This is a genomic window from Actinomadura sp. NPDC049382 (assembly GCF_040677125.1).
GTDB classification, from domain to species: domain Bacteria; phylum Actinomycetota; class Actinomycetes; order Streptosporangiales; family Streptosporangiaceae; genus Spirillospora; species Spirillospora geliboluensis.
The window spans coordinates 41,221-66,581 of sequence record NZ_JBFARO010000019.1; the positions used below are offsets into that span (position 1 = coordinate 41,221).

At 74.1% G+C, this 25,361-nt stretch carries 19 protein-coding genes; 13 read left to right on the forward strand and 6 right to left on the reverse strand.

Annotated features, from left to right (window positions below; genetic code table 11):
- Positions 1–6: 6 nt before the first annotated feature.
- The 3 genes from AB0K34_RS14795 to AB0K34_RS14805 are packed head-to-tail and all read right to left on the reverse strand — an operon-like array spanning position 7 to position 4,978.
- The gene (locus tag AB0K34_RS14795) at positions 7–2,148 is read right to left on the reverse strand and encodes a hypothetical protein (RefSeq protein WP_364548737.1); all 2,142 of its coding nucleotides are present in this window, start codon (positions 2,146–2,148) and stop codon (positions 7–9) included.
- Positions 2,145–3,740, reverse strand: a complete 1,596-nt coding sequence (locus tag AB0K34_RS14800; RefSeq protein WP_364548740.1) for a peroxidase family protein — start codon at positions 3,738–3,740, stop codon at positions 2,145–2,147. The genes AB0K34_RS14795 and AB0K34_RS14800 overlap by 4 nt, the downstream gene beginning before the upstream one ends.
- Positions 3,737–4,978, reverse strand: coding sequence for a cytochrome P450 (locus tag AB0K34_RS14805; protein WP_364548743.1), 1,242 nt, complete (start codon positions 4,976–4,978; stop codon positions 3,737–3,739). The genes AB0K34_RS14800 and AB0K34_RS14805 overlap by 4 nt, the downstream gene beginning before the upstream one ends.
- Positions 4,979–5,179: 201 nt before the next feature.
- Between AB0K34_RS14805 and AB0K34_RS14810 the strand changes: the two genes are divergently transcribed.
- On the forward strand, positions 5,180–6,133 hold the full coding sequence (locus tag AB0K34_RS14810; RefSeq protein WP_138638771.1) for an acyl-CoA desaturase: 954 nt from the start codon (positions 5,180–5,182) through the stop codon (positions 6,131–6,133).
- A gap of 25 nt (positions 6,134–6,158) precedes the next feature.
- Here AB0K34_RS14810 and AB0K34_RS14815 read toward each other — a convergent pair whose 3' ends face one another.
- Complete coding sequence (locus AB0K34_RS14815) at positions 6,159–7,640, reverse strand: MFS transporter (protein ID WP_364548746.1); 1,482 nt, start codon at positions 7,638–7,640, stop codon at positions 6,159–6,161.
- A 63-nt stretch (positions 7,641–7,703) separates the two neighbouring features.
- On the opposite strand from AB0K34_RS14815, the gene AB0K34_RS14820 reads away from it, so the two are divergent.
- Positions 7,704–8,675, forward strand: a complete 972-nt coding sequence (locus AB0K34_RS14820) for a WYL domain-containing protein (RefSeq protein ID WP_364548749.1) — start codon at positions 7,704–7,706, stop codon at positions 8,673–8,675.
- 151 nt (positions 8,676–8,826) lie between these two features.
- Positions 8,827–11,319 (forward strand): excinuclease ABC subunit UvrA, encoded by a 2,493-nt coding sequence (locus AB0K34_RS14825; RefSeq protein WP_364548752.1) that lies wholly within the window; start codon positions 8,827–8,829, stop codon positions 11,317–11,319.
- On the opposite strand, the gene AB0K34_RS14830 is transcribed toward AB0K34_RS14825, so the two are convergent.
- Entirely contained in the window at positions 11,316–11,582 is a 267-nt protein-coding gene (locus tag AB0K34_RS14830) for a hypothetical protein (RefSeq protein ID WP_364548755.1), read from the reverse strand. The genes AB0K34_RS14825 and AB0K34_RS14830 overlap by 4 nt on opposite strands.
- Before the next feature lie 129 nt (positions 11,583–11,711).
- Here AB0K34_RS14830 and AB0K34_RS14835 point away from each other — a divergent pair, with 129 nt between their 5' ends.
- The 7 genes from AB0K34_RS14835 (at position 11,712) to AB0K34_RS14865 (ending at position 21,997) form a co-directional block, all read left to right on the forward strand.
- A complete protein-coding gene (locus AB0K34_RS14835; RefSeq protein WP_364548758.1) occupies positions 11,712–14,456 on the forward strand; it encodes an AAA family ATPase in 2,745 nt (914 codons plus the stop codon).
- Positions 14,457–14,510: 54 nt separating this feature from the next.
- Complete coding sequence (locus tag AB0K34_RS14840; RefSeq protein ID WP_364548760.1) at positions 14,511–15,401, forward strand: polysaccharide deacetylase; 891 nt, start codon at positions 14,511–14,513, stop codon at positions 15,399–15,401.
- 273 nt (positions 15,402–15,674) lie between these two features.
- Positions 15,675–16,913: an ABC transporter substrate-binding protein gene (locus AB0K34_RS14845; RefSeq protein WP_364548763.1), complete on the forward strand. Its 1,239-nt coding sequence runs from the start codon at positions 15,675–15,677 to the stop codon at positions 16,911–16,913.
- A gap of 7 nt (positions 16,914–16,920) precedes the next feature.
- Positions 16,921–17,796 carry a branched-chain amino acid ABC transporter permease gene (locus tag AB0K34_RS14850; protein ID WP_138641738.1) on the forward strand — a complete coding sequence of 292 codons (876 nt, stop codon included), beginning with the start codon at positions 16,921–16,923 and terminating at the stop codon, positions 17,794–17,796.
- Positions 17,789–19,606, forward strand: a complete 1,818-nt coding sequence (locus AB0K34_RS14855; RefSeq protein ID WP_364548767.1) for a branched-chain amino acid ABC transporter ATP-binding protein/permease — start codon at positions 17,789–17,791, stop codon at positions 19,604–19,606. The genes AB0K34_RS14850 and AB0K34_RS14855 overlap by 8 nt, the downstream gene beginning before the upstream one ends.
- Complete coding sequence (locus AB0K34_RS14860; protein ID WP_364548770.1) at positions 19,603–20,361, forward strand: ABC transporter ATP-binding protein; 759 nt, start codon at positions 19,603–19,605, stop codon at positions 20,359–20,361. Before AB0K34_RS14855 ends, AB0K34_RS14860 begins: the two co-directional genes overlap by 4 nt.
- A 1-nt stretch (position 20,362) precedes the next feature.
- Entirely contained in the window at positions 20,363–21,997 is a 1,635-nt protein-coding gene (locus AB0K34_RS14865; protein ID WP_364548772.1) for an AMP-binding protein, read from the forward strand.
- Between the two features lie 90 nt (positions 21,998–22,087).
- Here AB0K34_RS14865 and AB0K34_RS14870 read toward each other — a convergent pair whose 3' ends face one another.
- Complete coding sequence (locus AB0K34_RS14870) at positions 22,088–22,741, reverse strand: TetR/AcrR family transcriptional regulator (RefSeq protein ID WP_138641884.1); 654 nt, start codon at positions 22,739–22,741, stop codon at positions 22,088–22,090.
- A gap of 86 nt (positions 22,742–22,827) precedes the next feature.
- Here AB0K34_RS14870 and AB0K34_RS14875 point away from each other — a divergent pair, with 86 nt between their 5' ends.
- The 3 genes from AB0K34_RS14875 to AB0K34_RS14885 are packed head-to-tail and all read left to right on the forward strand — an operon-like array spanning position 22,828 to position 25,360.
- The gene (locus AB0K34_RS14875) at positions 22,828–23,796 is read left to right on the forward strand and encodes an amidohydrolase family protein (protein WP_364548776.1); all 969 of its coding nucleotides are present in this window, start codon (positions 22,828–22,830) and stop codon (positions 23,794–23,796) included.
- Positions 23,793–24,536, forward strand: coding sequence for an SDR family NAD(P)-dependent oxidoreductase (locus AB0K34_RS14880; protein WP_364548779.1), 744 nt, complete (start codon positions 23,793–23,795; stop codon positions 24,534–24,536). The genes AB0K34_RS14875 and AB0K34_RS14880 overlap by 4 nt, the downstream gene beginning before the upstream one ends.
- Positions 24,533–25,360: an enoyl-CoA hydratase-related protein gene (locus AB0K34_RS14885; RefSeq protein ID WP_364548781.1), complete on the forward strand. Its 828-nt coding sequence runs from the start codon at positions 24,533–24,535 to the stop codon at positions 25,358–25,360. The genes AB0K34_RS14880 and AB0K34_RS14885 overlap by 4 nt, the downstream gene beginning before the upstream one ends.
- Position 25,361: the final 1 nt, after the last annotated feature.

Sequence of the window (25,361 nt, forward strand, 5' to 3'; positions counted from 1 at the left end):
GGCCTCCTAAGCGGGGAAGACGAGGGTGCCCGCGTCGCGGCGGAGCATCCGGTGCGGGTGGGCGAGGCAGAGGATCGGCCGGGCGCCGTCGAGGCCGAGGGCGCGCAGCCGGGCGGCCAGGGGGTCGTCGCCCGCGCCGGTGTGCAGCCGGGCGCGGGGCGCGGGGTGCAGCCGGGCCCGGCCATGGGTGTGGACGAGCGTGCGCTGCGTCGCGCCGGCGAGGGCGGAGTAGACGACCAGATCGCCGGAGCGCGCCGGGCTGCTCGGGCCGAGCGGCCCCGCGAAGGTCAGGACGCGGTCGTCCGGGGTGCCGACGGTGAGCGCGGCGGCGCGGCCGTCCAGGCGGACGCGGATCGGGGCGGTGACGGCGTGCTCGCTCCACAGGTTGCGGTGGGCGGCGCCGGCGGCGGGGGTGCTCAGCGCGGTGGCGAGCGTCCACAGGCCGGCGCCGCGCAGGTGCGGGCGGCGCAGCAGGTCCAGCCAGACGCCGACGGGACGGGGGCACCACGGATCGTGGACGACTAGCCCGAGGGTGACCTCTTGGTGCGGCCCGAGCGTGCTCGCCCGGTGGTCGTGGACGGACAGCGCCACCAGCGACCGCGTCCCGGCCCGCACCGGGACGGCGCCGCCCTCCTCCAGGACGGCGGCGGCGGAGGCGGCGTCGACCGCGAACCAGGCCGTGAGCGCCGCCGCGTCCGACGTCCGCGCGGGCACCTCCACCGGGCCGTCGGGAGTGGGCTCGGCGCGGGCGGCGACGCTGAGGAACGGGAAGCCCTCCGGGCGGCGGGCGTCGTCGTAGAGTTCGTAGAGCCGGCGATCGACGACGGGGCCGTTGTAGGGCGCGAGCTGCTGTTCGATGTGCGCGCGCGCCTCGGGGAGGTCGTGCTCGATGTTGGCGGCGTAGTGCTCAAGCCGGTGGCAGGCGGGGAACAGGTGCGTCGGGTCGGTGTAGTCCACGACGTACCGGCCGGGCCCCTCCGTGAAGCAGTTCCCGGCGCCCTGCCCGTCGAGGCTCGGGATGATGTCGTGCCGGTTGGTGACGCTGGCGACCCAGGTCGCCGGGTCCGCGGGGGTCTTGAAGTCGATCGGCGACCCGATCGCGATGACGTGGGTGATCCGGTACCGGGCGTTGAGCGCGGCGTCCTGGCTCAGGCTCATGACGGCCGCGCCGCCGGCGCTGTGGCCGATCAGGGCGAGGTCGGCGCCGGCGGGGATCCGGTAGTCGTCGATGGCCTTGGCGAGGGCGCGGCTGTAGGGGCCGCTGTCCTGGACGGTGCTGCTGAACGCGCCGAGCAGGTCGGCGGGGGACGCGCCGTCCGGTGCGCCGAGCCGCATCCCGGGCGCCAGCAGGACGTACCGTTCGGCGCCGTCGGGGCCGCGCACGGTGAGCAGCAGTGCGCGGCCGGTGGGCCCGACCGCGATCAGGTCGCCGAGCAGGCCGAGCAGGGACGCCTCCGCGCAGAACCGGGCGGCCTCCGCCGCGGTCGGCTCGGCGCGCAGGGCGGCGCCGCGGCCGCGGTCCAGCCGGGCGATGGCGCGGTTGCTCAGCCCGGTCAGCGGGTCGGCGGTCGCGGCGCCCGCGCCGGTCGCGATGAGCCAGGCGGTGTGGTCGTTCAGCGGGTTGCGGTCGAGCAGCGCGCGCAGCGCGAGGACCTCGCTGAAGACGGGGGACAGCGCGCTCAGCGCGCCCGCCGCGCCGCGGTCGGCGACCAGGTCGCGCAGTGCCCCGAGCATGCCGGACCGGCCCTCGCCGGCCGCCTCGACCAGCCGGCGGACCAGCGGGTCCTCGGTGAGCGCGGGCTCGGCGAGGGCGACCGCGGCGATGCGCAGCCGCAGCGACGTGGTCATGACCGCGACGGGCAGGCTCGGCGTCCCGGCGAACCCGCCGAGCTTGGCGCCGAGGACGCCGAGCACGCCGCCCGCCGGGGCCCAGCCGAGCCCGGCGGGGTCGGTGACGGCGCGGGCCAGCGCCCGCTGCGCCCGCCACCCCTCGCGCGGCGCGCGGCACACGGCCGCGGCGACCTGCGGGTCGGACAGCGCGGCCGTGGCGTGCACGGCCGCCTCGCGGAGCGTGTGCGCGATCTCGGCGAGTTCCCGCGCGGCGGCCGGCAGCAGCGCGCCCGGGGCCGCGTCGGCGGGGGCGGTCATCGCGCCGCTCCTCGCCACGTCATGCTCACGAACCGGGGCCGCGGGTCCTCGGGGGTGTTGCGGGCGACCACGTCGCCGAGCGTGCGGGTCTCGGCGATCGTCCGCAGGCCGGCGGGGGTGAAGGTCGCGGCGTTCAGCACGCGCGGGGCCAGCAGCGGGTTGGTGAGCGCCTGCGAGAACGCGTCGATCGCGATGATCTTGGTGAGGAGGGGCGGCAGGACGGCGGCGGGCGATCCGGGCTCCTCGGCGAACAGGCCGACGTACAGCTCCAGGTCGTCCACGCTCCGGTACCGGTCGGCGAGGGCGTCCTGCACGCGCGGGTCGCCGGACACCTGGGCGAAGCCGCGCGCCCTGGGGAAGCGGCAGTGGGCGCGGTAGTCGTTGTAGGACGCCAGTTGCAGGGTGCGGGCGTCCTTGATCGAGGAGATCTCGACCTCGCGCAGGATCGGGTCGGTGTTGAACAGGCCGATGCGCCCGGCACGCTGCTCGGAGGCGTCCTCGAACAGCCTGCCGAGCCCCGGGCCGGGGATCAGGGCCCCGCCGAACAGCGTCCGGGCCGTGGGCAGTTCGGTGTCGCCGACGACCAGGCTGGACGGGATGAGGCTGTGCCAGCGGTAGACCAGGTTGAACTCGACCGAGGCCCAGTTCTGCCGGTGCCAGGGCGCGCGCTGCAGCATCCGGGAGAGGCGGGGGTCGAGCAGGAACCGGAAGTGGTACGGCGTGATGTGGTTGATGTACTCCTCGACGACCAGCCGGATGACCTCGACGATGACGATGTTGCGGGCGGTCTGGAAGAGCCGCTCGTCGTCCCACCGGGGGTTCTCCGCCGCGAGCGCCCGGGCGACCCGGTTGTGCTCGCGCAGGAACAGCACCGTCATCATCGTGAAGCCGACCTGGACGTTGCCGCGGTCGCCGCCGGTCGCGAACAGGGTGTCGCGCTGCGCGTCGGTCAGCATGTCCATCCGGACCGCCGTCAGCGCCCAGAACTCCGGCTTGATCTTGCCGTTCTCGCAGAGGTACGGCGGGAACTCGCCGCCGTTGATCAGCTGGCTCTTGAGCAGCCCGCCCTCGCGGGCGCGCACGGCGTCGGTGGCCTCGGCCGTCAGCCCGTACAGCGGGTTGAGGTCGATCTCGTGGTTGGACGTGCTGCGCCGCGGGTCGCGGGGCTCCTCGGACTCGCCGCGCAGGAACCCGTCGGTGAACCACTGGGCGAAGTAGGCGAACAGGACGGTGGAGCGGGGGCAGGGGATCATCTCGCCGTCGCGGGCGAACAGGTCGGCGGCCTGCTCGACCGTCGGGCGGCCGGTCTCCTGGTCGGGGACGGGCGGCAGGTGCCGGCCGCTGTAGGTGCGGTCGGTCAGCGACGGCCAGGACGTGTACGGCGCCATCGTGCTCAGCGGTTCGGGCCGCGGCGGCATCTCCCGGCACGCCTGGTCGATCACGGCGGCGTTGATGCGGCGGCGCAGCGCGGTGGACGACTCGGCGAGCCGCCACAGCGGCCGGCCGTGGGTCAGCGCGAGGAACCGCAGCCGGTTGCGGGCGCCGTCGGAGGCGAAGCCGCGGGCGCTCGGGTGGGACTCTCGCACGGTCACGCCCCCTCCCGCGCCGGAGCGTCGAACCGCAGCGGGAAGCCGTCGGGGAAGACGTCCCGGTCGCGGCGCACCTCCCCGCCCGCGCGCAGCCCGGGTCTCAGCAGGACGCGGCGCAGGGTCTCGGCGATCACGACCCGGCCCGGGTGCACGCCCAGGCAGGCGTGCGGGCCGTGGCCGAAGTGCAGCCAGGCGTCCGCGGGCCGGTCGGCCCGGAAGGCGGCGGGGTCGTCCACGACGTCGTCGTCGAACATGGCGGAGGCGACCGCCGCCAGGACCAGGCGCCCGGCCGGGACGGTCGCCCCGCTGGGCAGCACGTGGTCGCGCACGCAGTAGCGGGCGATCATCTTGAGGAAGGGGTCGAACCGCAGCGCCTCCCAGACATGGCCGTCGAACCGCGCGGGGTCGCCGGCGGCCGCCACGGCGGCGGCGTGCAGCTCGGGCCGGCCGAGCAGCAGCGACACCACGTTCGTCATGGACCCGGCGGCGTTCTCGACGAACCCCAGCAGCAGGCCGGCGACGTTGACCGCGACGCGCTCGTCGTCGAAGCCCAGCTCGGCGGGCAGCCGGGTGCGGACCAGCCGGCCCAGCACGTCCGCGGCGTCGGGCGCGGCGCGCCGCTCGGCGACCAGGCCGCGCAGGTACGCCATCATCTCCGCGCCCGCGGCGACCGCCGCCGCGTGCACGCCGGGATCGCCGGTGAAGTTGGCGGTCACGTCGGTCATGATGGCCCGCGACCAGCGCGACAGCGTCGCCTCGTCCGGCCCCGGGAAGCCGAAGTAGCGGGCGCAGACCTTCAGCGGGACGCCTCGGAACACCCCGCCGACCGCGTCGAGCTCTCCGTCGGCCGCGTCCAGCGCCTCGTCGGCGAGCTTCCCCGCGAGCGCGCGCACAGAGGGGACGTCCTCGGGCGCGAGCATGACCTGCATCAGGCCCTTCTCCCGCCAGTTCATCGGGGTCCCGTCGCGGGTCAGCATGATCGGGGCGCCGAGCGCGGCCTCCATCGACGGACGGTAGGCGCTGACCGGGAACGCGTCCGGCCGCGACAGCACCTCGGTCACGTCGGCGTGCCGGGTGACCAGGGTGAAGGCCGGCGCCGCGAGGACGGGCCGGTCCGCGCGCAGCTCGGCGAACAGCTCCCGCCAGTCGGTGCGCAACCACCCGGCCAGCCGGACCTGGGCGGCGCCCGGATCGGCCCGGACGAGGGCGTCGTAGGCGGCGAGGTACCCCTCTGGCTGCATGGCATCAGCTCCCAAGTCGTGACCGGCCGGATCCAGAGAGTAAGAGTCCAAACCGTCACCGCCAAGAGATTTGGCACATTGAGTAGTTAAGTAGCTTCACTCGGTGATGGTTGCCTATCTGCCAGGCGACTGCCGCCCTCCGCGTCGTCGCAGTTCAATGGGCCTCGACCTGCGGGCTGAACCGGATGGCGGGAGGAACGGATGGCGGAGGCGGATCGGTCGATGGGGGAGACGCTCCCGGTCTCCGGAACCCGCCGGCACGCCTACCTGGCCGTCCTGGTCGTGCTGCCCCCGCTGGCCCTGGTCGCGGCGGTGGCGGCCGTCTGGGGGCGCGCGGTCGGGCCCGTCGACCTCCTGCTCGCCCTGGCGATGTACACCGTCAACATCTTCGGCATCAGCGTCGGCTACCACCGCCTGCTGACCCACCGCTCCTTCAAGTGCCCCCGGCCCGTCCGGGTGGGGTTCGCCCTCGCGGGCGCGCTGGCCCTCGAAGGGCCGCCCTCACTGTGGGCCGCCGAGCACCGCAGGCACCACAAGTACTCCGACAAGCCCGGCGACCCGCACTCGCCCTGGGTCTACGGCGACAGCGGCTTCGCGCTGCTGCGCGGCCTGCTGCACGCCCAGGTCGGCTGGTTCTACAGCGCCCGCAGGCGGTCCAACCGCGCGCACTGGGTGCCCGACCTGCTCGCCGACCGCGACATCCGCCGGGTGGACGCGGCCTACCCGGCGATCACCGTCGCGTCCTTCCTGCTGCCCGCCGCGGCCGGCGGCCTGATCACCTGGTCGTGGGCGGGCTTCTGGACGGCCCTCTTCTGGGCCGGCCTCGTCCGCTACGCGGTCGTCCACCACGTCACGTGGTCGGTGAACTCGATCGCGCACTGCTTCGGCGACCAGGACTTCCCCACCCGCGACCGCTCTTCGAACGTCCGGTGGGTGGCGCTGCTGACGTTCGGCGAGGGCTGGCACAACTGGCACCACATCGAGCCGACCAGCGCCCGCCACGGCGTCCTCAAAGGCCAGACCGACCCCAGCGCGGCCCTGATCCGCCTCCTGGAGAGACTCGGCTGCGCCCACGACGTCCACTGGCCGTCCCAAGCCCGCATCGAAATGCGGGCGAACCACCCCACCGCGACCCGGGAACCCAACGCGAGTTGAGCGGAGCGGTTCGCCCGCGCGCGCGTCACTGGTCGCCGTGCTCGGCCGTGTTCTTCGGGAGCGCGAGCATCACGAGTGCCGCCACGGCGTAGAGCACGGCGGAGATGACGAGGACGATGCCGAGCGCGTCGGCGTAGTCGGCCCGTCCCGGTGCGCCGGTCGCCGAACCGGTGGCGGTGGTGAAGAAGACCGTGCCGAGAGCGGCGATGCCGGCGGCGCCGCCGATCTGGTTGACGGTGGAGAGCACGCCGCCCCCGGCGCCGGCGTCGCGCCCGGGGATGCCGGCGAGGACGACGTTGACGAGGATCGGGGCGCAGAGACCGAGCCCGAGGCCGCCGATGAGGAGAGCGAGGGCGAGGAGCGGGTATCCGGGGTCGCCGCCGTCCCTCACGGCCGTCCACAGGACGAGCTGCGATGCCGCGACGGTGAGCGAGCCGGCGATCAGCAGGGCCCGCCCGGCCTTGGCGGCGAGCGCGACGCCGACCCCGGAGGTGACGATCGAGCCGAGCGCGTAGGGCAGGATCACCAGGCCGGTCTCCCACGCCGTCCGGCCGGTGCCGTCCTGGAGGTAGACCGACAGGGTGAGGAAGAACGCCCCGATACCGCCGAAGAAGAGCAGGGACGCGGACAGGCCGACCGCGAAGGCGCGGATCCGGAGCAGGGCCGGATCGAAGACGGGCTCGCCCCCGCGTCCGGCGAGGCGTCGCTCATGGACGACGAAGACCGCCAGCACGACGATCCCGGCGGTGAGCAGGGCATAGCTGGTCCGAGTCCATCCCCAGGAGTCGGTCTGGATGATCGGCAGCAGCAGGAGCAGGATGCCCGCGGCCGCGAGCAGCGCGCCCGGCAGGTCGAGGCGGGCGGTCGAGGCCGAGCGGGACTCCGGCAGCACCTTCGCGCCCATGACGAGCGCCAGGACCGAGACGGGCACGTTGATCCAGAAGATGGTGCGCCAGCCCAGCCCGAACAGGTCGGCGTCGACGAGCAGCCCGCCGAGCAGCGGGCCCGCGACGGACGCGAGGCCCTGGACCGCCCCGTAGGCGCCGAACGCCTTGGCGCGCTCGCCCGGGGCGAACGACGCCCGGATGATCCCGAATACCTGCGGAACCATGACCCCCGCGGTCAGTCCCTGCGCGGCGCGGGTGCCGATGAGCATTCCGGGGCCGGCGGCCAGCGCGCAGAGCGCGGAGGTGACGGTGAACCCGGTCAGGCCGATCATGAACAGGCGCTTGCGGCCGTACCGGTCGCCGAGCCGCCCACCGGTGACCAGGCCCGCGCCCAGGGCGAGGAGGTAGGCGGCGATCGTCCACTGGATCTGGGCGTCGCCGGCCCCGAGGTCGCGGGCGATCGCCGGGGCGGCGACGGTGACGATCGTCCCGTCGAGGAGGTCCAGGAACGAGCCGAAGAGCACCACCAGGAGCGCCGCGCTCGCGCCCGCGCCGGAGACGAGCGCCGGCGGGGCGCCGGGCGCGCGCGTGCCCTCGTGAGGGATCTGTGAAGCGGTCATGCGGGCGACCCTCGCCGCTATAGTTGCCGCCGAGTGACCGCTTTGTCGTGAGGAGTGCGAGCGATGGCCGCCACCTCCGCCCGGACGCTCAAGCTGCTGTCGGTCTTCGGGACCGGCGCGACGCTGACCGCCGGGGACCTCGCCGCCAGGCTCGGGACGTCGGTGCGGACCGTGCGGCGCGACATCGACACGCTCCGGGAGCTCGGGTACGAGATCGAGGCCGTGCGCGGGGCGGGCGGCGGCTACCGGCTCGGCCGCGCCACCCGGTTGCCGCCGGTCGTCTTCGACGAGGACCAGGCCGTCGCGGCGGCCGTCGCGCTCCAGACCGTCCCGGCGATCCTGTCCGGCATCGGGGAGAACGCCGTCCGCGCCCTCGCCACGCTGCGGCAGGCGATGCCCGCCCGCAGCCGCGTCCACACCGAGGCGCTCTCCGTCTCCGCGGCGCGCAACTACTGGGAGTTCCCCGCGGCGCCCATCGACGCGGAGGCCGTCCGCGCCATCGGCGGCGCGATCAACCGGCGGCACGTCGTCCGCGCGGACTACACCGGCGAGGACGGCACGGCGACGCTCACCCTGGAACCGCACGACCTCGTCGTATGGGCGGCGCGCTGGTACCTCGTCGCGTTCGAACCGGACGCGGACCGGTGGCGTGCGATGCGCGTCGACCGCCTTGAACTCCGCATGCCCACGGGGACGCCCTTCCGGCGGCGCGACGTCCCGCACGGCGATCCGGCGGCCTTCGTCATGAGCACGCACGATCGCGGCGACACGCCGGCGGAGTGGCCGTGCCGCGGCTCGGCGCTCATCGCCCTGCCCGCGCCCGTCGTCGCGAGGTTCGCCCCCGGCGGGTCGACGGTCGAGCACGACACCGACTCCCGGTGCCGGCTCACGCTCGGCGCGTGGTCATGGGCGGGGCTGGCAGGACTCCTCCTGACCTTCGACGCAGACATGACGGAGATCGAACCGGCAGAACTCAGGCAAGCGCTGCGCTCCCTGCGAGACCGCATCGACAGAGCACTCGGCCCCGCCGGCTGAATGCGCCGGGCAGGGGCGTCCGTCACGCGACCCCACATGATCATCGCGAACCGCCCGCCCTGGTGCGTGAGGGGTACCGGTCGGCGTGAGGGGTATGGGCGTCCGATCCGGAGTCGTTCGTCTGGGCAGCGACCAGGAGGAGCATGCGGCGATGAGGTCCACTCAGCCCGACCAGCTCAGGGTGCGCGGCGCCCGCGTGCACAACCTGCGGAACGTGGACGTCGACGTTCCGCTGCGCGTCATGGTCGGGGTCGCCGGCGTGTCCGGGTCGGGGAAGTCGTCGCTGGCGCTGGGCGTGCTGTACGCCGAGGGGTCCCGCCGCTACATCGAGGCGCTGTCGACCTACACCCGCCGCCGGATGGCCCAGGCGCCGCGGGCGGCGGTCGACTCGGTGGAGCACGTCCCCGCCGCGCTGGCGCTGCGGCAGCGGCCCGGAGTGCCCGGCGTGCGGTCCACGTTCGGCACCTCCAGCGAGCTGCTGAACGTGCTGCGGCTGATGTTCTCGCGGCTGGCCTCCCACCTGTGCCCCAACGGCCACCGGGTCCCGCCGACGATCGACGTGGCGGCCGAGGTGCCGTTCACGTGCCCCGTCTGCGGTGAGCGGGTGCACCCGCCGGGCGCCGAGGACCTGTCGTTCAACTCCACCGGCGCCTGCCCCCGCTGCCAGGGCATCGGCGTGGTGCGCACGGTGGACGACGCGACGCTCGTCCCGGACCCGTCCAAGACGCTAGAGGACGGTGCGGTCGCCCCCTGGCAGATGTTCGGGTTCAACGTCCAGCCCGACATCGCGCGCGAGTTCGGCGTGCGCACCGACGTGCCGTGGAGCGGGCTGACCGACCGCGAGCGGGAGATCGTGCTGGACGGGCCGGAGGAGAAGAAGCACATCACCGTCACCAGCAAGAAGGGGGTCCACGAACTGGACTTCACCTTCCGCAACGCGCGGCTGACGGTGACCGAGGAGCTGAAGCGCGCCGACACCGACAAGCGGCTGGCCAGGGTCAGCCGCTTCCTGCGCGAGGGCACCTGCCCGGACTGCCGGGGCACCCGCCTCAGCCCCGCCGCGCGGGCGCCCCGGATCGGTGAGCGGAACCTGGCCGAGGTCACCGCGATGACCCTGGACGAGGTGCTGGCGTGGGCGCCCGGCGTCGTGGCGGCGCTCCCCGCCGACATGCGCGAGATGGGACGGTCGCTGGCCGACACCCTGATCGACATGGGGCGGCGCCTCGTCGAGCTCGGCCTGGGATATCTCGCGCTGGACCGGGCGGGGTCGACGCTGTCCACCGGCGAGCGGCAGCGGGCCCAGCTCGCGCGGGCGGTCCGCAACCGCACCACCGGCGTCCTCTACGTTCTCGACGAGCCGTCCATCGGCCTGCACCCCGCCAACGTCGACGGCCTGCTCGGCGTGATGCGCGACCTGCTGGCCGACGGCAACTCGGTCGTCTTCGTCGACCACGACGTGCAGATCCTGCGCGAGGCCGACTGGCTGATCGAGATCGGCCCCGGCTCGGGGGACGACGGCGGCACCGTCATCGCCGAGGGCGGCCCGGACGCGCTCGCCGCCGCGCCCCGCTCGCGGCTCGCCGGCTTCCTCACCGGTGCCGAACCGGTGATCGTCCGTGCCTGCGCCGAGCCGGCCGCCGTGTTCGAGCAGGGGGCGCTCCGCCTCAAGACGGAGGCCGTCCACACCGTCCACCCGCTGGAGGTCGAGTTCCCCCTCGGCCGGTTGACCGCCGTCACCGGCGTCTCCGGATCGGGCAAGACCACGCTCGTCCTCGAATGCCTGGTCCCGGCCCTGGAGGCACGGTCGAGATCGGCGGCCCTGCCGGCTCATGTGCGCGACCTGGAGGCGCCCGACGGCATCAAGGCCCACGTGGTCGACGCGACCCCGATCGGCATCAACGTCCGCTCCACCGTCGCCACTTATTCGGGCGTCATGGACGAGCTGCGCAAGGCTTACGCCGCGACCCCGGAGGCCCGCCGCGACGGGCTGACGGCCTCCGACTTCTCCTACAACACCGGGTCACTGGCCTGTCCGCGCTGCGGCGGCACCGGCGAGATCTCCCTCGACGTCCAGTTCCTGCCCGACGTGGACATCGTCTGCCCCGAGTGCGGCGGTAGCCGCTTCGCGCCCCGCGCGGACGCCTACCGGCGCGACGGCGTCTCCCTGCCCGGCCTGCTCGGGTGCACGATCCGCGAAGCCCTCAACGCCACCGCCGACCTGCGGCGGGTGCACAAGCGCCTGGCGGCCCTGGACGAACTGGGACTGGGCTACCTCACCCTCGGCGAGGCCACCCCGGCCCTGTCCGGCGGCGAGGCCCAGCGGCTGAAGCTGGTGAGCCAGATGCACCGGGACCAGACCGACGCCGTGTTCGTGCTCGACGAACCGAGCGTGGGCCTGCACCCGCTGGACGTGCGCACCCTCCTGGACGTCCTGCAGCGGCTGGCCGACCGCGGCGCCACCGTCATCGTGATCGAACACGACCTCGACCTGATCGCCAACTCCGACCACGTGATCGACCTCGGCCCCGGCGGGGGCGAGGAGGGCGGCGAGATCATCGCCACCGGCACCCCGGGCCGGATCGCCCGCGACCCCGCGTCCATCACCGGGCAATACCTCGCCCGGCACCTGCGCGCCGGAGATTAGCGGGCTAACACGGCGCGCAGGTGGCCCAGGTCGTTCATGCCCTCGCCCGGCCCGAGCAGCCCCGCTCCGCGCAGGTTGTGGACGGACGAGTTCCCGCAGTCGACCAGGTAGAGGGCGTCACCGACGACGAGCGCGGACGACACGCCCACGCGGTCCGCCCCCTCCCACCAGATGGGCCCTCCGGAGGTGCCGAGGAGGACGAGCCGCGTCCGGTACCCCTGCGGGAGCGGCGCCGCCTTCGCTCTGAGGGGAGAGGGGGGCATCCATATCGCTACAGTTACGGAGTTACCGGGCGGGGCATCGATCGAGGTCAGGCGGAAGACGCAGCGCCCGATGGCTGCTGACTTGGTGCGCCGACGGATCGGCGCTGAACGGCGGGAGCATGGACGGGCATGGAGACGCTATCTGAGCGCATGCCGTTGCTTGATCGGCATTGGGAGCGTGCCGAGCTGGATGGCCTGTTGGGGGATGTCCGGTCCGGGCGCGGGCGGGCCCTGGTGCTGCGCGGCGAGGCGGGTGTGGGCAAGTCGGCCCTGCTGCGGCACACGGTGGGGCGTGCGGCCGACATGCGGGTGGTCCGCACCGTGGGGACGGAATCGGAGATGGAGCTGGCGTTCGCCGGCCTGCATCTCCTGCTCGCGCCGCTGCTGGACCGGATCGAGAAGCTGCCCGGCCCGCAGCGCGACGCGCTCGCGGTCGCGTTCGGCATGCGCAACGGCGACACACCCGACCGGTTCATCATCGGCCTGGCGGTGCTGACCCTCCTTGCGGAGGCGGCGGAGGAACGCGCCCTTCTCTGCGTGATCGACGACGCGCAGTGGCTGGACCAGTCGTCGGCGCAGGTGCTGGCGTTCGTGGCTCGGCGGTTGCTGGCCGAGCCGGTGGGGTTGATCTTCGCGGCGCGTGAGCCGGGCAGCCAGTTCCACGGGCTGGTGGATCTGGAGGTGCGCGGGCTGGAGAAGCAGGACGCGCAGGCGCTGCTGGGGTCGGTGGTCCGGTTCCCGCTGGACGAGCGGATCCGGGACCGGATCCTGGCCGAGACCAACGGGAACCCGCTGGCGCTGCTGGAGCTGCCGCGGGGGCTGAGCCCGGCGCAGCTGGCGGGCGGGTTCGGGCTGGTGGAGGCCCAGGCCGTCCCGGCGCGGATCGAGGAGGGTTTCCGGCGGCGGCTGGCAGGGCTGCCGGACGCGACGCGGTCGTTCCTGCTGGTCGCGGCGGCCGAGCCGACCGGGGATCCGGTGCTGATCCGGCGGGCGGCCGAGCGGCTGGGGGTGCCGGGGTCGGCGGTGGAGCCGGCGGAGGCCGAGGAGCTGCTGGAGATCGGGACGTGGCTGCGGTTCCGGCATCCGCTGGTGCGGTCGGCGGTGTACTCGGCCGCGACGCCGCCGCAGCGGCGGGCGGCGCACGGCGCGCTGGCCGAGGCGACCGATCCGGCGGCCGATCCCGAGCGCCGGGCCTGGCATCGCGCGCACGCGGCGCTGGAGGCCGACGAGTCGGTGGCCGGTGAGCTGGAGCGGCTGGCCGACCGTGCCCAGGTCCGCGGCGGTATCGCGGCGGCGGCGGCGTTCCTGCGGCGCGCGACCGAGCTGACCCCCGACCCGGCCCGGCGCACCGCGCGGGCCTTGGCGGCGGCGCAGGCCGCGTTCGACTCCGGCGCCCCGGACATGGCGCTGGAGCTGCTGGTGTCGGCGGAGCGGGGGCGGCTGACCGAGCTGCAGAGCGGGCGGATGGCCTGGCTGCGCGCCCAGATCATCTTCGCGCGCAAGCGCGGCGGTGAGGCTCTGCAGCCGCTGCTGGAGGCGGCCGGGCGGCTGGCCCGCGTCGATGCCGGGCAGGCCCGCGAAGCGTACATCGACGCGATGGGGTCGGCGATCTTCGCCGGCAGGCTCGGCCGGCCCGGCCTCCTGCGGACCGTGGCCGACGCCGCACGCACCGCACCCGAAGGGCCGCTGCCGGCCCGCCCGGTCGACGCGCTGCTCGACGCGCTGGCGACACGCTTCTGCGACGGCTTCGCCCAAGGAGCACCGCAGTTGAAGAACGTCCTGCACACGTTCCGGCAGCAAGCCCGAAGCAACCCCGACGACAACATGCGCTGGCTCTGGCTGAGCTACCTGGTCGCCGCGGACATGTGGGACGACGCAACCCTCCATGACCTGGCCGAGCACGCGGTCCAAGCCGCACGCGAGATGGGAGCGCTCCATTTCCTCCCCCAAGCCCTCACCTACCGCGCCGCCGTCCACGTTTACGCAGGTCAGTTCGATGCGGCGGCGACGTTGGTGGAGGAGTCCGACGCGATCCTGAAGGTGACCGGCAACTCCTACTTCGGCTTCGCCATCACCCTGCTCCGCGCCTGGCGCGGAGCGGACGATGCGCCGGCGCAGATGGACGCCGCCGCCGAATCGGCGAGCACCTGGGGCGAGGGCCGAGCGGTCAGCCAGAGCCTCTACATGGGCGCCTTGGTGCGCAACGCCCTTGGCCGCTACCAGGAGGCCCTGGACTACGCGGAGCGGGCGTGCAGGCATGACGATCTCGGGGCCACCGGGTTCGCCCTCATCGAACTGATCGAGGCGGCCGCCTACAGCAAGGCCCCGGAAGCGGCCGCGACCGCGCTGCGGCAACTCATGGAACGCACCACCGCCAGCGGCACCGACTTGGCCCTCGGCATGCTCGCCCGGTCGAAGGCCCTGCTCTCCGACGGCGAGGACGCCGACCGGCTGTACCAGGAGGCCATCGAACACCTCCAACGCAGCCGCGCCGCCGTCTACCTCGCCCGCACCCACCTGGTCTACGGCGAATGGCTGCGCCGCGAGAAACGCCGCACCGACGCGCGCGAGCACCTGCGCACCGCCCACGAGATGCTGCAGGAATTCGGCGCCACGGCCTTCGCGAGCCGCGCCCAGCGCGAACTGCAGGCCACCGGCGAGACCGTCCGCAAACGCACCATCGCTTCCGCCGGCGGCAACCTCACCCCTCAAGAAGGGCAGATCGCCCGCCTGGCCCGGACGGGCCTGTCGAACCCGGAGATCGGCGCCCAGCTCTTCCTCAGCCCCCGCACCGTCGAATACCACTTGAGCAAGGTGTTCACCAAGCTCGCCATCACCTCCCGCCAGCAGCTCGCGGAGGCGCTGCCCGACTAGGGCGACGACCGCGCGTGAGACCCCCGCAGTCCCCAACGAACCGGAGAGGCTCACATGACCGAACAGCAGCCCTGGCAGTGGGACGAGCAGATCTGGCGCGGCCATGTGGAGCGGGTCCGCGCCGGCCGCTCCCTGCACCCGGCGTCCTGGCCGGGAGGCGCCCGCGTCGCGGTCGCGCTCTCCTTCGACTGCGACCACGAGACGAGCGTCCTGCGCGTCGGCGAGACCGGGCCGGGCCCCCTGGCGCAGGGCGAGTACGGCTCCCGCGTCGGCGCCCGCCGGGTGCTCCGCCTGCTGGAGCGCTTCGGCATCCCGGCCTCGTTCTTCATGCCGGCGGTCTCGGGCCTGCTGCACCCGGAGGAGGTCCGCGACTACGTCGCCGCCGGCCACGAGATCGGCATGCACGGCTGGATCCACGAGAGCAACACGACGCTGGACCCGGCCGACGAGCGCGAGCTGGCCCTGCGCGCCGCCGACACCCTGGAGAAGCTGTCGGGCACCCGCCCGGTCGGCATCCGCACCCCGGCGTGGGACTTCTCCGACCACACCCTGGCCATCACCCGCGAGCTGGGCCTGCGCTACGACTCCTCCCTCATGGCCGACGACGAACCGTACGAGCTGCTCGCCGGCGGCGAGCCGACCGGCGTCGTGGAGATCCCGGTCGACTGGATCAGGGACGACGTCCCGTACCTGGTGCTGGAGTTCGGCGGCATGCTGCGGACGTGCCCGCCGCCGCGGGACGTGGCGGGGATCTGGCGCGACGAGTTCGACGCCGCCCTGGAGGAGGGCGGGCTGTTCCAGCTCACCATGCACCCGCAGGTCATCGGCCACCGCTCCCGCATGACCGTCCTGCGCGAACTCCTTGAGCACATCGACGCTCAGCAGGGCGTCTGGTACGCCACCCACGCCCAGGTAGCCGAGTACGTCCTGAACCAGGCTTCATAACCTACGGATCACCGCCTGGCGGCCCGGATCGACGCACCCCACCGCTCGATCCGGGCCGTCCTTTTCCCGCTCGTCGCGCCTTCGGCCCATGACGATGCGGAGCGCCGTCCGGCGGCAGGGAAGCCGCCGTCGCCGCATCGCGGCGAAGCAACGCGAATCTCTCGGGCACCAGACCGCCGCAGGGTGTGGCGGGGACCGGTGCTGCCAGACCTCCCTTGACGTGGATCGGGGTGAAGTATACAAACGTTCATACACCAAATCGAGGAGGCGGCCTTGGTCACTTACCGGACGGACGGGATGTCCCGGCGCGGGTTCCTGGCGGGCGCCGCGTCCGCCACCGCGCTCGGCGTGCTCGGCCTGGGAACGGCGGCGTGCGGCAGTTCGGGCGGCGGCGGGACGAAGGCCGCCCGGATCGGGTGGGTGGAGCCGAAGACCGGCCGGCTCGCCGCCGCCTACAAGCCGATCTACGTCGGCGCGCGGCTCGCCCTGGAGGACATCAAGGCGGCCGGCGGGCTGCTCGGCGAGGCCGTCCAGGTCACCGAGCACGACGACAAGGGGAGCCCGGCCAGCCAGCCCGCGGTGGCGCAGCGGCTGATCCGGGACAAGCCCACCTTCGTCGTCGGCCCCACCGGCAGCTCACAGGTGCTGGCGTCGGTGACGGCGCTCGCCCGCGCCGAGCTGATCCAGTCGGCGTGGGGCGGGGCCGAGCTGCTCGGCGACGGCGACCGCTTCCCGCACCACTACCAGCTCGTCTACAACACCACCCAGCAGGCCAGGGTCGCCGCGCGCTTCCTCCACGAGGTCCGGGGACTGCGCAAGATCGGCATCATCGTGGAGAACTCGGAGTTCGGCACCTCGATCAGGGACGCCGTCGTGGCGACCCTGCGGGACGCCTACTCCACCAAGCCGGTGGCCGTCGAGGTGTTCGAGGTGGACGCCTCCGACATGACGCCGTTCGTCCGCAACCTGGAGCGCGCCGGCGTCGACGGGCTGGGCTTGTTCACCGGCCAGCCGCAGGCGACGGTCCTCATCCTGCGGGCGATGGCGGCGAGCGGCTTCCAGCCGGTGATCGTGTCGCACGACCTCAACTACATCGACGCGCTCGGGGAGTTCCCGCGTCCGCTGCTCGACGGGTTCTTCGGCACCACCTACCGGGGGCTCACCTACACCGGCCAGGAGAAGCCGTCCGCGGAGGTGACCAAGCTGGTCGAGCGCATCAACAAGCACCCGGACACCGCCGGCCTCGGCTACTCGGCGGTGACGAGCCCCTACTACGACTACATGATGCTGATGGCCGAGGTCGTCGAGGACACCAAGAGCACCGACCCGGCCAAGCTGAAGGCCGCGCTCGACAAGGTGAGCGGCTACCAGGGCATCCGCGCGAAGGTCTCCTTCACCGCGAAGCGGCACTCCGGCATCGCCGACGAGGACATCACCATCGGCACCCTGATGTCGGCGAAGGACCCGGAGAGCCTCGGCGGGGTCCTGCGGCGCCGCGCGGACGGGGTGTGACCGCTCCATGATCGCCGACATCCTGGTCGCCGGGCTGGTCTTCGGCAGCCTGTACGGCCTCGTCGCGATGGGCTTCAACGTGCTGCACCGGCCGACGAACGTGGTGAACTTCGCGCAGGGCGAGCTCATCATGATCGGCGCGATGCTGATGGCCGCCACCCCGATCGGCCGGCTCCCCTGGGGGATCGCCGTGCTGTGCGTCATGGCCGTCGTCGGGGTCGTGACGCTGGCCGAGGAGCGGGTGGCCGTCACCCCGGTGCTGCGCAGGTCGTCCCACGCCGCCGGCTGGGTGATCACCACGCTGGCGTTCTCGCTGCTGATCGCGGAGGCCGCCGGACGGCTCTGGACGGACCAGCCGAGCACCGTCGCGCCGCCGTGGCCGCTGTCCCTGGACGTCAACCACGTGGCGGGGTTCCGGTTCTCCAGCTACCAGGTCGCGGTGGTGGCGGTCGCCGTCGCCGTGGTGCTGCTGCTCGGCCTGCTGGACCGGTCCCGGCTCGGCACCGCGCTGCGCGCGGTGGCCGCCGACCGCGACGGCGCCCGGCTGCGCGGCATCGACCCGCGGGCGCTGACCCGGCGCTCGTTCCTGCTCGGCGGCGCCCTGGCGGGGCTCACCGGCGTGCTGGCGGCGCCGCTGCTGCTCGCCTCGGTGACGATGGGCCTCGGCCTGCTGATCAAGGGGTTCGCCGCCCTGGCGGTCGGCGGCATCGGCGACAACCGCGGCGTGCTGGTGGCCGGCTGGGTGCTCGGCACCGTCGAGGCCGCCGGCGCCGCCTACGCCTCGCCCGGCTCGCAGTCGGTCGTGCTGCTCGCGGCGATGCTGCTCATCCTGCTCGTCCGGCCGAACGGCCTGCGGGGTCTGGCGGTGCAGCGCCATGTCTGAGGCCATCCGGAACCGGCCGGGCGCCGTGCGCCGTGCCGCGCCCTGGCTCGTCCTGCTGGCGGCGGCGGCCGTGCTGCCGCCCGCGACCGGGGACCCCACGATCACCTACCTCGCCACCACCGCCGCGATCTACGTGGTGGTCGGGACGGGCCTGAACATCATGTTCGGCTACACCGGCCAGGTCTCGCTCGGCCAGGGCGCGCTGGTCGCCGTGGGCGCGTACACGACCGGCGTCCTCATGGCCGACCACGGCTGGACGTTCTGGGGGGCGGCGCCCGCGGCGGTGCTGGTCACCACGGTCGCCGGGACGCTGATGGCGCTCCCCGCGTTCCGCCTGTCGTCCTGGTACATCGCGCTGGTGACGCTCGGCGCGGCGATGGCGGCGCGCAGCCTGCTCGTCGAGTTCGAGGGGCTGACCGGGGGCTGGTCCGGGCTCGTCGGCATCCCGCGGCCCGCGATCGGGTCGTGGGAGCTGGCGGAGCGGGACGTCCTGTGGCTGGTCATCGCCGTGAACGCCGTACTGTTCGTCATGGTCCGCAACATCGTCGACTCCCGTCTCGGGCGGGGCATGATGGCCGTCCGGGACGCGCCGGAGATGGCGCGGAGCGTCGGCGTCGGCCCCGCGCGGGCGAAGCTGTTCGCGTTCGCCTGCGGCGGCGCCACCGCCGGGCTGGGCGGGGCGCTGCTGGCCGTCCACCACGGGCTCGTCACGCCGGACGACTTCACGCTCGACTTCTCGATCCTCTTCCTGCTGGTCGTCATCATCGGCGGCGCGGCGCGCCTGGCGGGCCCGATCATCGGCACGCTGCTGTTCTTCGCGCTCCCGGAGCTGCTGACCGGCCTGGCGGAGTGGCGCGGCCTCATCTACGGCGCGGCGCTGCTCGCGCTGATGGTGTACGCGCCGCAGGGCATCGCGGGCGCGTGGGACAAACTGCTGGCGCGGTACCGCAAGGCCCGCCCGCCCGCCGCGACTCCCCGCACCGAGTCCGAGGCCGAGGCCGAGCCCGAGGCCGAGGGCACGGCCGAAGTGGGGCCGCCGCGCGGCGCGCCGCTCGGCGTCGAACTGTCCGGCGTCCGCAAGTCGTTCGGCGGCGTGCACGCCCTGCGCGGCGTCGACCTCACCATCGAGCCCGGCAAGGTGCACGCGATCGTCGGGCCGAACGGATCGGGGAAGACGACCCTGCTCAACGTGATCAGCCGCCTGCTGCGGCAGGACGAGGGCCGGGTCCTCCTCGGCGCCGAGGACGTCAGCCGGGCCCCCGCGGAGCGGCTCGCCCGGCGCGGTGTCGCGCGCGTCTTCCAGACGCCGCGGCTGCTCGGGGCGTCGAGCCTGCGCGACAACGTCCTGCTCGGCGCCTACGCGCGTGAACGGTCCGGTGGGCCGGCGACCGTCCTGCGGCTGCCCCGGGCCCGGCGCGAACGAGCGGCGCTGGCGGCGGAGGCCGACCGGCTGCTCGCCGCCCACGGCCTGGCGGGACGGGCGGACGAGGAGGCCGCCGCGCTGCCGCACGGCGAGCAGCGGCTGCTGGAGGTGGCGCGGGCGCTGATGGCGCGCCCGCGGCTGCTGCTGATGGACGAGCCGGCCGCCGGGCTCACCCCGCGCGAGCTGGAGGCGCTCGGACGGCTGATCCGCGCGATCCGCGACGCCGGCACCACCGTCGTCCTGGTGGAGCACCACATCGAACTCGTCGCGAACGTCGCCGACGTGGTGACGGTCCTCGACCGGGGCGAACTGGTGACGTCGGGGGCGCCGGAGGACGCCCTCGGCGACGCGCGGGTCGTCGAACTGTACCTGGGGGCACCGGCATGACGGCGCAGGGCGAGGAACTGATCAGCGTGTCCGGGCTGAGCTCCGGGTACGGGGCGGTGCCGGTGGTCCGCTCGGTGGACTTCGCGGTCCGGACGGGCGAGGTCTTCGCGGTGGTCGGCGGCAACGGCGCCGGGAAGACCACCCTGCTCAGCACCATCTCGGGGCTGCTGCGCCCCACGTCCGGGTCGGTGCGCTTCGGCGGCACCGACATCACCGGGTGGAGCCCGGAGCGGATCGTGGCGCACGGCCTCGTCCACATCCCCGAGGGCAGGCGCCTGTTCACCGGGCTCACGGTCGCCGAGCACCTGCGGCTCGGGCTGTGGAACGTCCCGAACCGGCGCAAAGTCGAGCGGGAGCGGACGGAACGGGTCGTCGACCTGTTCCCGGTCCTGGGCGAGCGGATGGACGCCTACGCGGAGGTGCTCAGCGGCGGGGAGCAGCAGATGCTCGCCATCGGGCAGGCGCTGATGCGCGAGCCCCGGGCGCTGCTGCTGGACGAGCCGTCCATCGGCCTCGCGCCCGTGATCATCAAGCGGGTGTTCGCGGTGGTGGACCGGCTCCGCGAGCAGGGCCTGACGGTGATCCTGGTCGAGCAGCGCGTCGGCCAGGCGCTGGCGCTCGCCGACCGGGGGCTCGTCATGCGGCACGGTGAGGTGGAGGCGTCCGGGGACGCCGCCGCGCTGGCGGCGGACCCGGCGCTGCGGGTCGCCTACCTGGGCGCGGCGGCGGCCGGCGGGCCGCGGAACGAGGAGTGACATGAGCGACGAATGGTGGGGCCCGGCGGTGCCCGGGGCCGAGGACTGCGTGGTCGGGGAGCTCCTCGTCCGCCGTGCCGCCGAGCACCCCGACCGGGTGTACGCGGTCTTCCAGGACGGGACGCGGTGGACCTACGCCGAGACCCTCGCCGAGGCCGAGCGCGTCGCCGCCGGGCTGCACGGCCTTGGCGTGCGGCCGGGCGACACGGTGGTCTCCTGGCTGCCGAACGGGCCGGACGCGCTGCGGGTCTGGTTCGGCGTGAACCTGCTCGGCTGCACCCTCGTCCCGCTGAACACCGCCTACCGCGGCGGGCTGCTCGAACACGCGATCCGGCTGTCGGGGGCGCGGGCGGCGGTCGTGCACGCCGAACTGGCCGGGCGGCTGGCCGACATCGACACCGGCGCGCTGGAACGCGTGGTCGTGCTCGGACCGGACGACGCCCCGCCGGAGACGGCACCGGGCCTGGAAGTCCTCGGGCCGGAGGCGCTGGCCGCGCCCGCCCCCGGATTCCGGGCGGAGGCGCCGGCCAGGCCGTGGGACCCGTACGCGGTGATCCTGACGTCCGGGACGACCGGGCCGTCGAAGGGCGTCCTGTGCTCGTACGTCCAGCTAGCGGCGTGCGCGCGCGCCGCGTTCACGGGTTTCGGAGCCGCCGACCGCTACATGGTGAACCTGCCGCTGTTCCACGCGGGCGGCACCATCGGCACCTACGCCGCGCTGCTGTTCGGCGGCGGCATCAGCCTCGTGGACGCGTTCGACACCGAGTCGTTCTGGCCGACCGTCCGCGCGACGGAGACCACGCACGTCACGCTGCTCGGCGTGATGGCGACGTTCCTCGGCAAGCGCCCGCCCTCCCCGGAGGACCGCGCGCACCCGCTCCGGCGCGTCTTCATGATCCCGCTCATCGAGGACAGCGCGGCGTTCGCCGAGCGCTTCGGCGTCGACGTGGTCGCCATGTTCAACATGACGGAGGTCTCGATCCCGATCATCTCCGGGCCCGATCCGGAGGTGCCGGGCACGTCCGGGCGGCTGCGGCCGGGCGTCGAGGCGCGGGTCGTCGACGAGCACGACCGGGCCGTCCCCGACGGGGAGGTCGGCGAGCTGGTGCTGCGCACCGCCCAGCCCTGGGCGATGAACTCCGGCTACCTCGGGATGCCCGAGGCGACGGCCCGGGCCTGGCGCAACGGCTGGTTCCACACCGGCGACGCCTTCCGCACGGTGGACGGCGAGTACTTCTTCGTCGACCGGATGGGCGACACGATCCGGCGCCGCGGCGAGAACATCTCCTCGGCCGAGGTGGAGGCCGAGCTGCTGGCGCATCCGGCGGTCCGGGAGGCCGCGGTGGTCGCGGTGCCGAGCCCGCACGGCGAGGACGACGTGCTCGCGGTCGTCGCGCCCGTGGACGGCGCGGCGGTCGACCCCGCCGAGCTGCTGCGCTTCCTCATCCCGCGGATGGCGCACTTCATGGTGCCGCGCTATGTGCGCGTGGTCGGCGCGCTGCCGCACACGCCCACGAACAAGATCGAGAAGCATCGGCTGCGCGCGGAGGGCGTTACTCCGGATACGGCCGACCGCGAGCGGCTGGGCGTCGTCGTCCGGCGGGACCGCATCGGCGGGACGTCCGCCACCCGCTGAACCGCCCGGCCGGAGGGCGCACCGGCACGTCCGGTGCGCCCTCCGGTCTCCGCGCGTGCGGGACGACCCACCCGGCAGAACGCCGGGGCGTCAGGTCTGCTGGGGGTCGGCGCCGACGAGCTGGAGGGCCAGGAACGCGTACTGGTCGGCGAGCTCCCGGGCCGTCATCGCGCCCTCCGGCCGGAACCACTGCCCGGCGTTGATGCACATGTCGAGGATGGCCTTGGCGACCACGTCCACCTGCGCCGGGCGCTGCGAGCGCGGGTCGCTCAGCCGGAACCGGCCGGCGGCCAGGCCGCGCTCCAGCGTCCGCTCGAAGATCCGGCGGACGCGCCGCTGCGCGTCCAGGACCTCGCGGGCCTGCTCGGGCGGGAGGTGGCGCCACTCGGTCCGGGCGACGAGGCCCTCGATGCGCCGCTCGGTGTGGAACAGGGTGAGCTCCCGCACCAGCTCCGCGAGCTGCCGGTCGGGCCGGTCGCCGCCGTGCAGGAGGCCCTCCTCCAGCAGGGCCTCCGAGTCCTCGTGGGCGCGTTTGAGGATCGCGTAGAGGACCTCCTCCTTGGACCCGTAGTGGTTGTAGAGCGAGCCCGCGGTGACCCCGCACGCGGCCGTGATCTTGCGGACGCTGGTGGCGGGGAACCCGTCCTCGTAGAACAGGCGCGCCGCCTCGTCGAGGATCCGCCGGCTCATCGAGGCCGCGGCCGGGGTGCCGGCGGCGGTCGTCCGGGAGCGTGTCGTAGCCACGCCTTGACGCTATCACCACATGAACGTTCATTGACCTGTCATCGGGAAATCTGGTAAACAAACGTTTGTACACAAGGGAGGCCGTGATGCGTGAACCGGTGATCGACGTCTGCGAGGTCGCCTATGACACCGAGTGCTGGACGGCCTATCTGGGCGCGCTGGCCACCGCCGCGCCCCGCTACCTCGTGCTGTTCGCCGGGCGGCTCGCCGCCCGCACCGGGCGGGCGCCCGGCGAGGTCGCGGCCGACGCGGCGCGCGACCCGGCCGGCACGGCGGAGCGGCTGGCCGCCGTCCTCGGGGACGTCTTCGACATCGACCGCCATGTCGCCGCGCTCGCCGAGACAGGGGTGACCCACCAGGTCCTGCACGGGGGGCCGTGGCCCGTCGCGGACGGCACCGTCAACGACCGGGTCGCCGGCTACGCCGCGCGGCACCCGGACCGGCTCAGCGCGTGGGCGGGCGTCGCCCTCGCCGACCCGCGGGCCGCGCTCGCCGAGGCGCGCCGCGCGCTCGACTCGCTCGGTGCGACGGGCCTGTCGGTGATCCCGTTCCTCGACGGCGTCGACCCGTCCGGGCCCGAGCACGCCGAGTTCTGGCGGTTCGCCGCCGACGCCGGCGTCCCGGTGTGGCTGCACTGCGGGCAGCACTTCCGCTCCGACGTCCCGATCGACGTCTCGGCGCCGCGCGTGCTGGACCGGATCGCCGGCGCCCACCCCGGCCTGGTCCTGATCGCCGGCCATGGAGGATGGCCCTGGGTCGCCGAGATGCTGGCCGTGGCGCAGCGGCACGCCAACGTCCACCTGGAGTTCTCCTCGCACCGCCCGTCCAGGATGGCGACCCCGGGATCGGGCTGGGAGGCGCTGATGGCGCTGGGCGCCGGGCCCGTCCGGGACCGGGTCATGTTCGGGTCGACCAGCTGGACGCAGGCCCGCCCGCCCGCCGCGCTCGCTGCTGAGGTCGCGGGGCTCGGCCTGCCGGACGGCACCGTCCGGGCCTGGCTGCACGGCAACGCCGAGCGGCTGCTGCACCGGGCCCGTACCGGGACGGCGGCGTGAACGGCCGCCGGGTCCTGGTCACCGGCGCCGCCGGAGGCATCGGCACCTCGCTCGTCGCCGAACTGCTCCTGCACGGCGCGCGGGTGCTGGCGACCGACATCGATGAGGCCGGATGCCGCCGCCTGGAGCGCCGCTTCGGCGCCGAGGTCGCGGACGACCGGCTGCACACACTCCCGCTCGACCTGACCGCGAGCGGTGCGCCGCGGCGGCTCGTCGCCCGCGCCGCCGAGCGGCTCGGCGGCCTCGACGGCCTGGTCAACAACGCGGGCGTCGAGCACCGCGCGCCGCTCGGCGAGCACCGCACCGCCGACTGGACGCGCGTGCTGGAGGTCAACCTGTCGGCGCCGTTCCGGCTGGCCCGCGAGGCGGCCCCCGCCCTCGCCGGGCCGCCGGGCGCCGCCGTCGTCAACGTCTGCTCGATCGCGGTGACCGGGTTCGCTGGGCAGGCCGCCTACGACGCGAGCAAGGGCGGGCTGCTGAGCCTGACCCGGTCCCTCGCCGTCGAGCTGGGGCCGCTCGGCGTCCGCGCGAACGCGGTGTGCCCCGGCTTCATCGACACTCCGATGCTTGATGAGAGCGGGCTCCGCGGGCTGGCCGAGAAGGTCGCCGCGCGGCTGCCGCTCGGCCGCTGCGGGTACCCGGAGGAGGTCGCCGCCGCGGTCGTCTGGCTGCTGGGAACGAGCGCCGGTTACATCACCGGCCAAGCACTGTTCGTCGATGGAGGGATGGTCCGAGCATGACGCAGGGGCAGGAGAGCACGGCGTCCGGAGGCGGCGGGGTCCTGCTGGTCTCGCGGCCGGCGCCGGGGGTCCTGTGGCTGACCATGAACCGCCCGGACCGGCGCAACGCGCTCGACCGCGCGCTCGGCGAGGAGCTGCTGCGCGCGCTGGAGCGCGCCGAGACCGATCCGCGGGCGCGGGTCGTGGTGCTGACCGGCGCGGGCAGCGCGTTCTGCGGCGGGGACGACCTCGGCGCGGTGGACGAGCACCTCGCCGGGGAGCGCAGGCACTCGCCGGTCCTCGGCGACACCGCCGACCCGGTGTACCTGCGGATCGTCGAGGCGATCGTCACGGCGCCGCAGCCGGTCATCGCGGCGGTCAACGGCGCCGCGGCCGGAGCGGGCACCGAGCTCGCCTGCGCCGCCGACCTGCGGATCGCCGCGGACACGGCCCGGATCGGCAGCTGCCTGGTCAACGTGGCGCAGACCGGCACCGCCGTGATGCTGGCCCGCATCGTCGGGACCGCGAAGGCGACGGAGATCTACCTGTCCGGGGGGCTGCTCGACGCCGCCGACGCCGAGCGCCTGGGCATCTACACCCGGGTCGTCCCGCCGGCGGACCTGCGGGACGCGGCGCTCGCCGAGGCCCGGCGCCTCGCGGCCGGCCCGACCCGGGCGATCGGCCTCTACAAGCAGCTGCGCGAGCGGGTCTACGGCCAGCCGCTCGAACAGGCGCTCCGCATCCAGAACACCTTCCACATCCGCAACAACAGGGAAGTGCACGACGCGGTCGAAGGCGCGCGGGCCTTCGTCGAGAAGCGCAGCCCCGAGTTCACCGGCCGCTGAG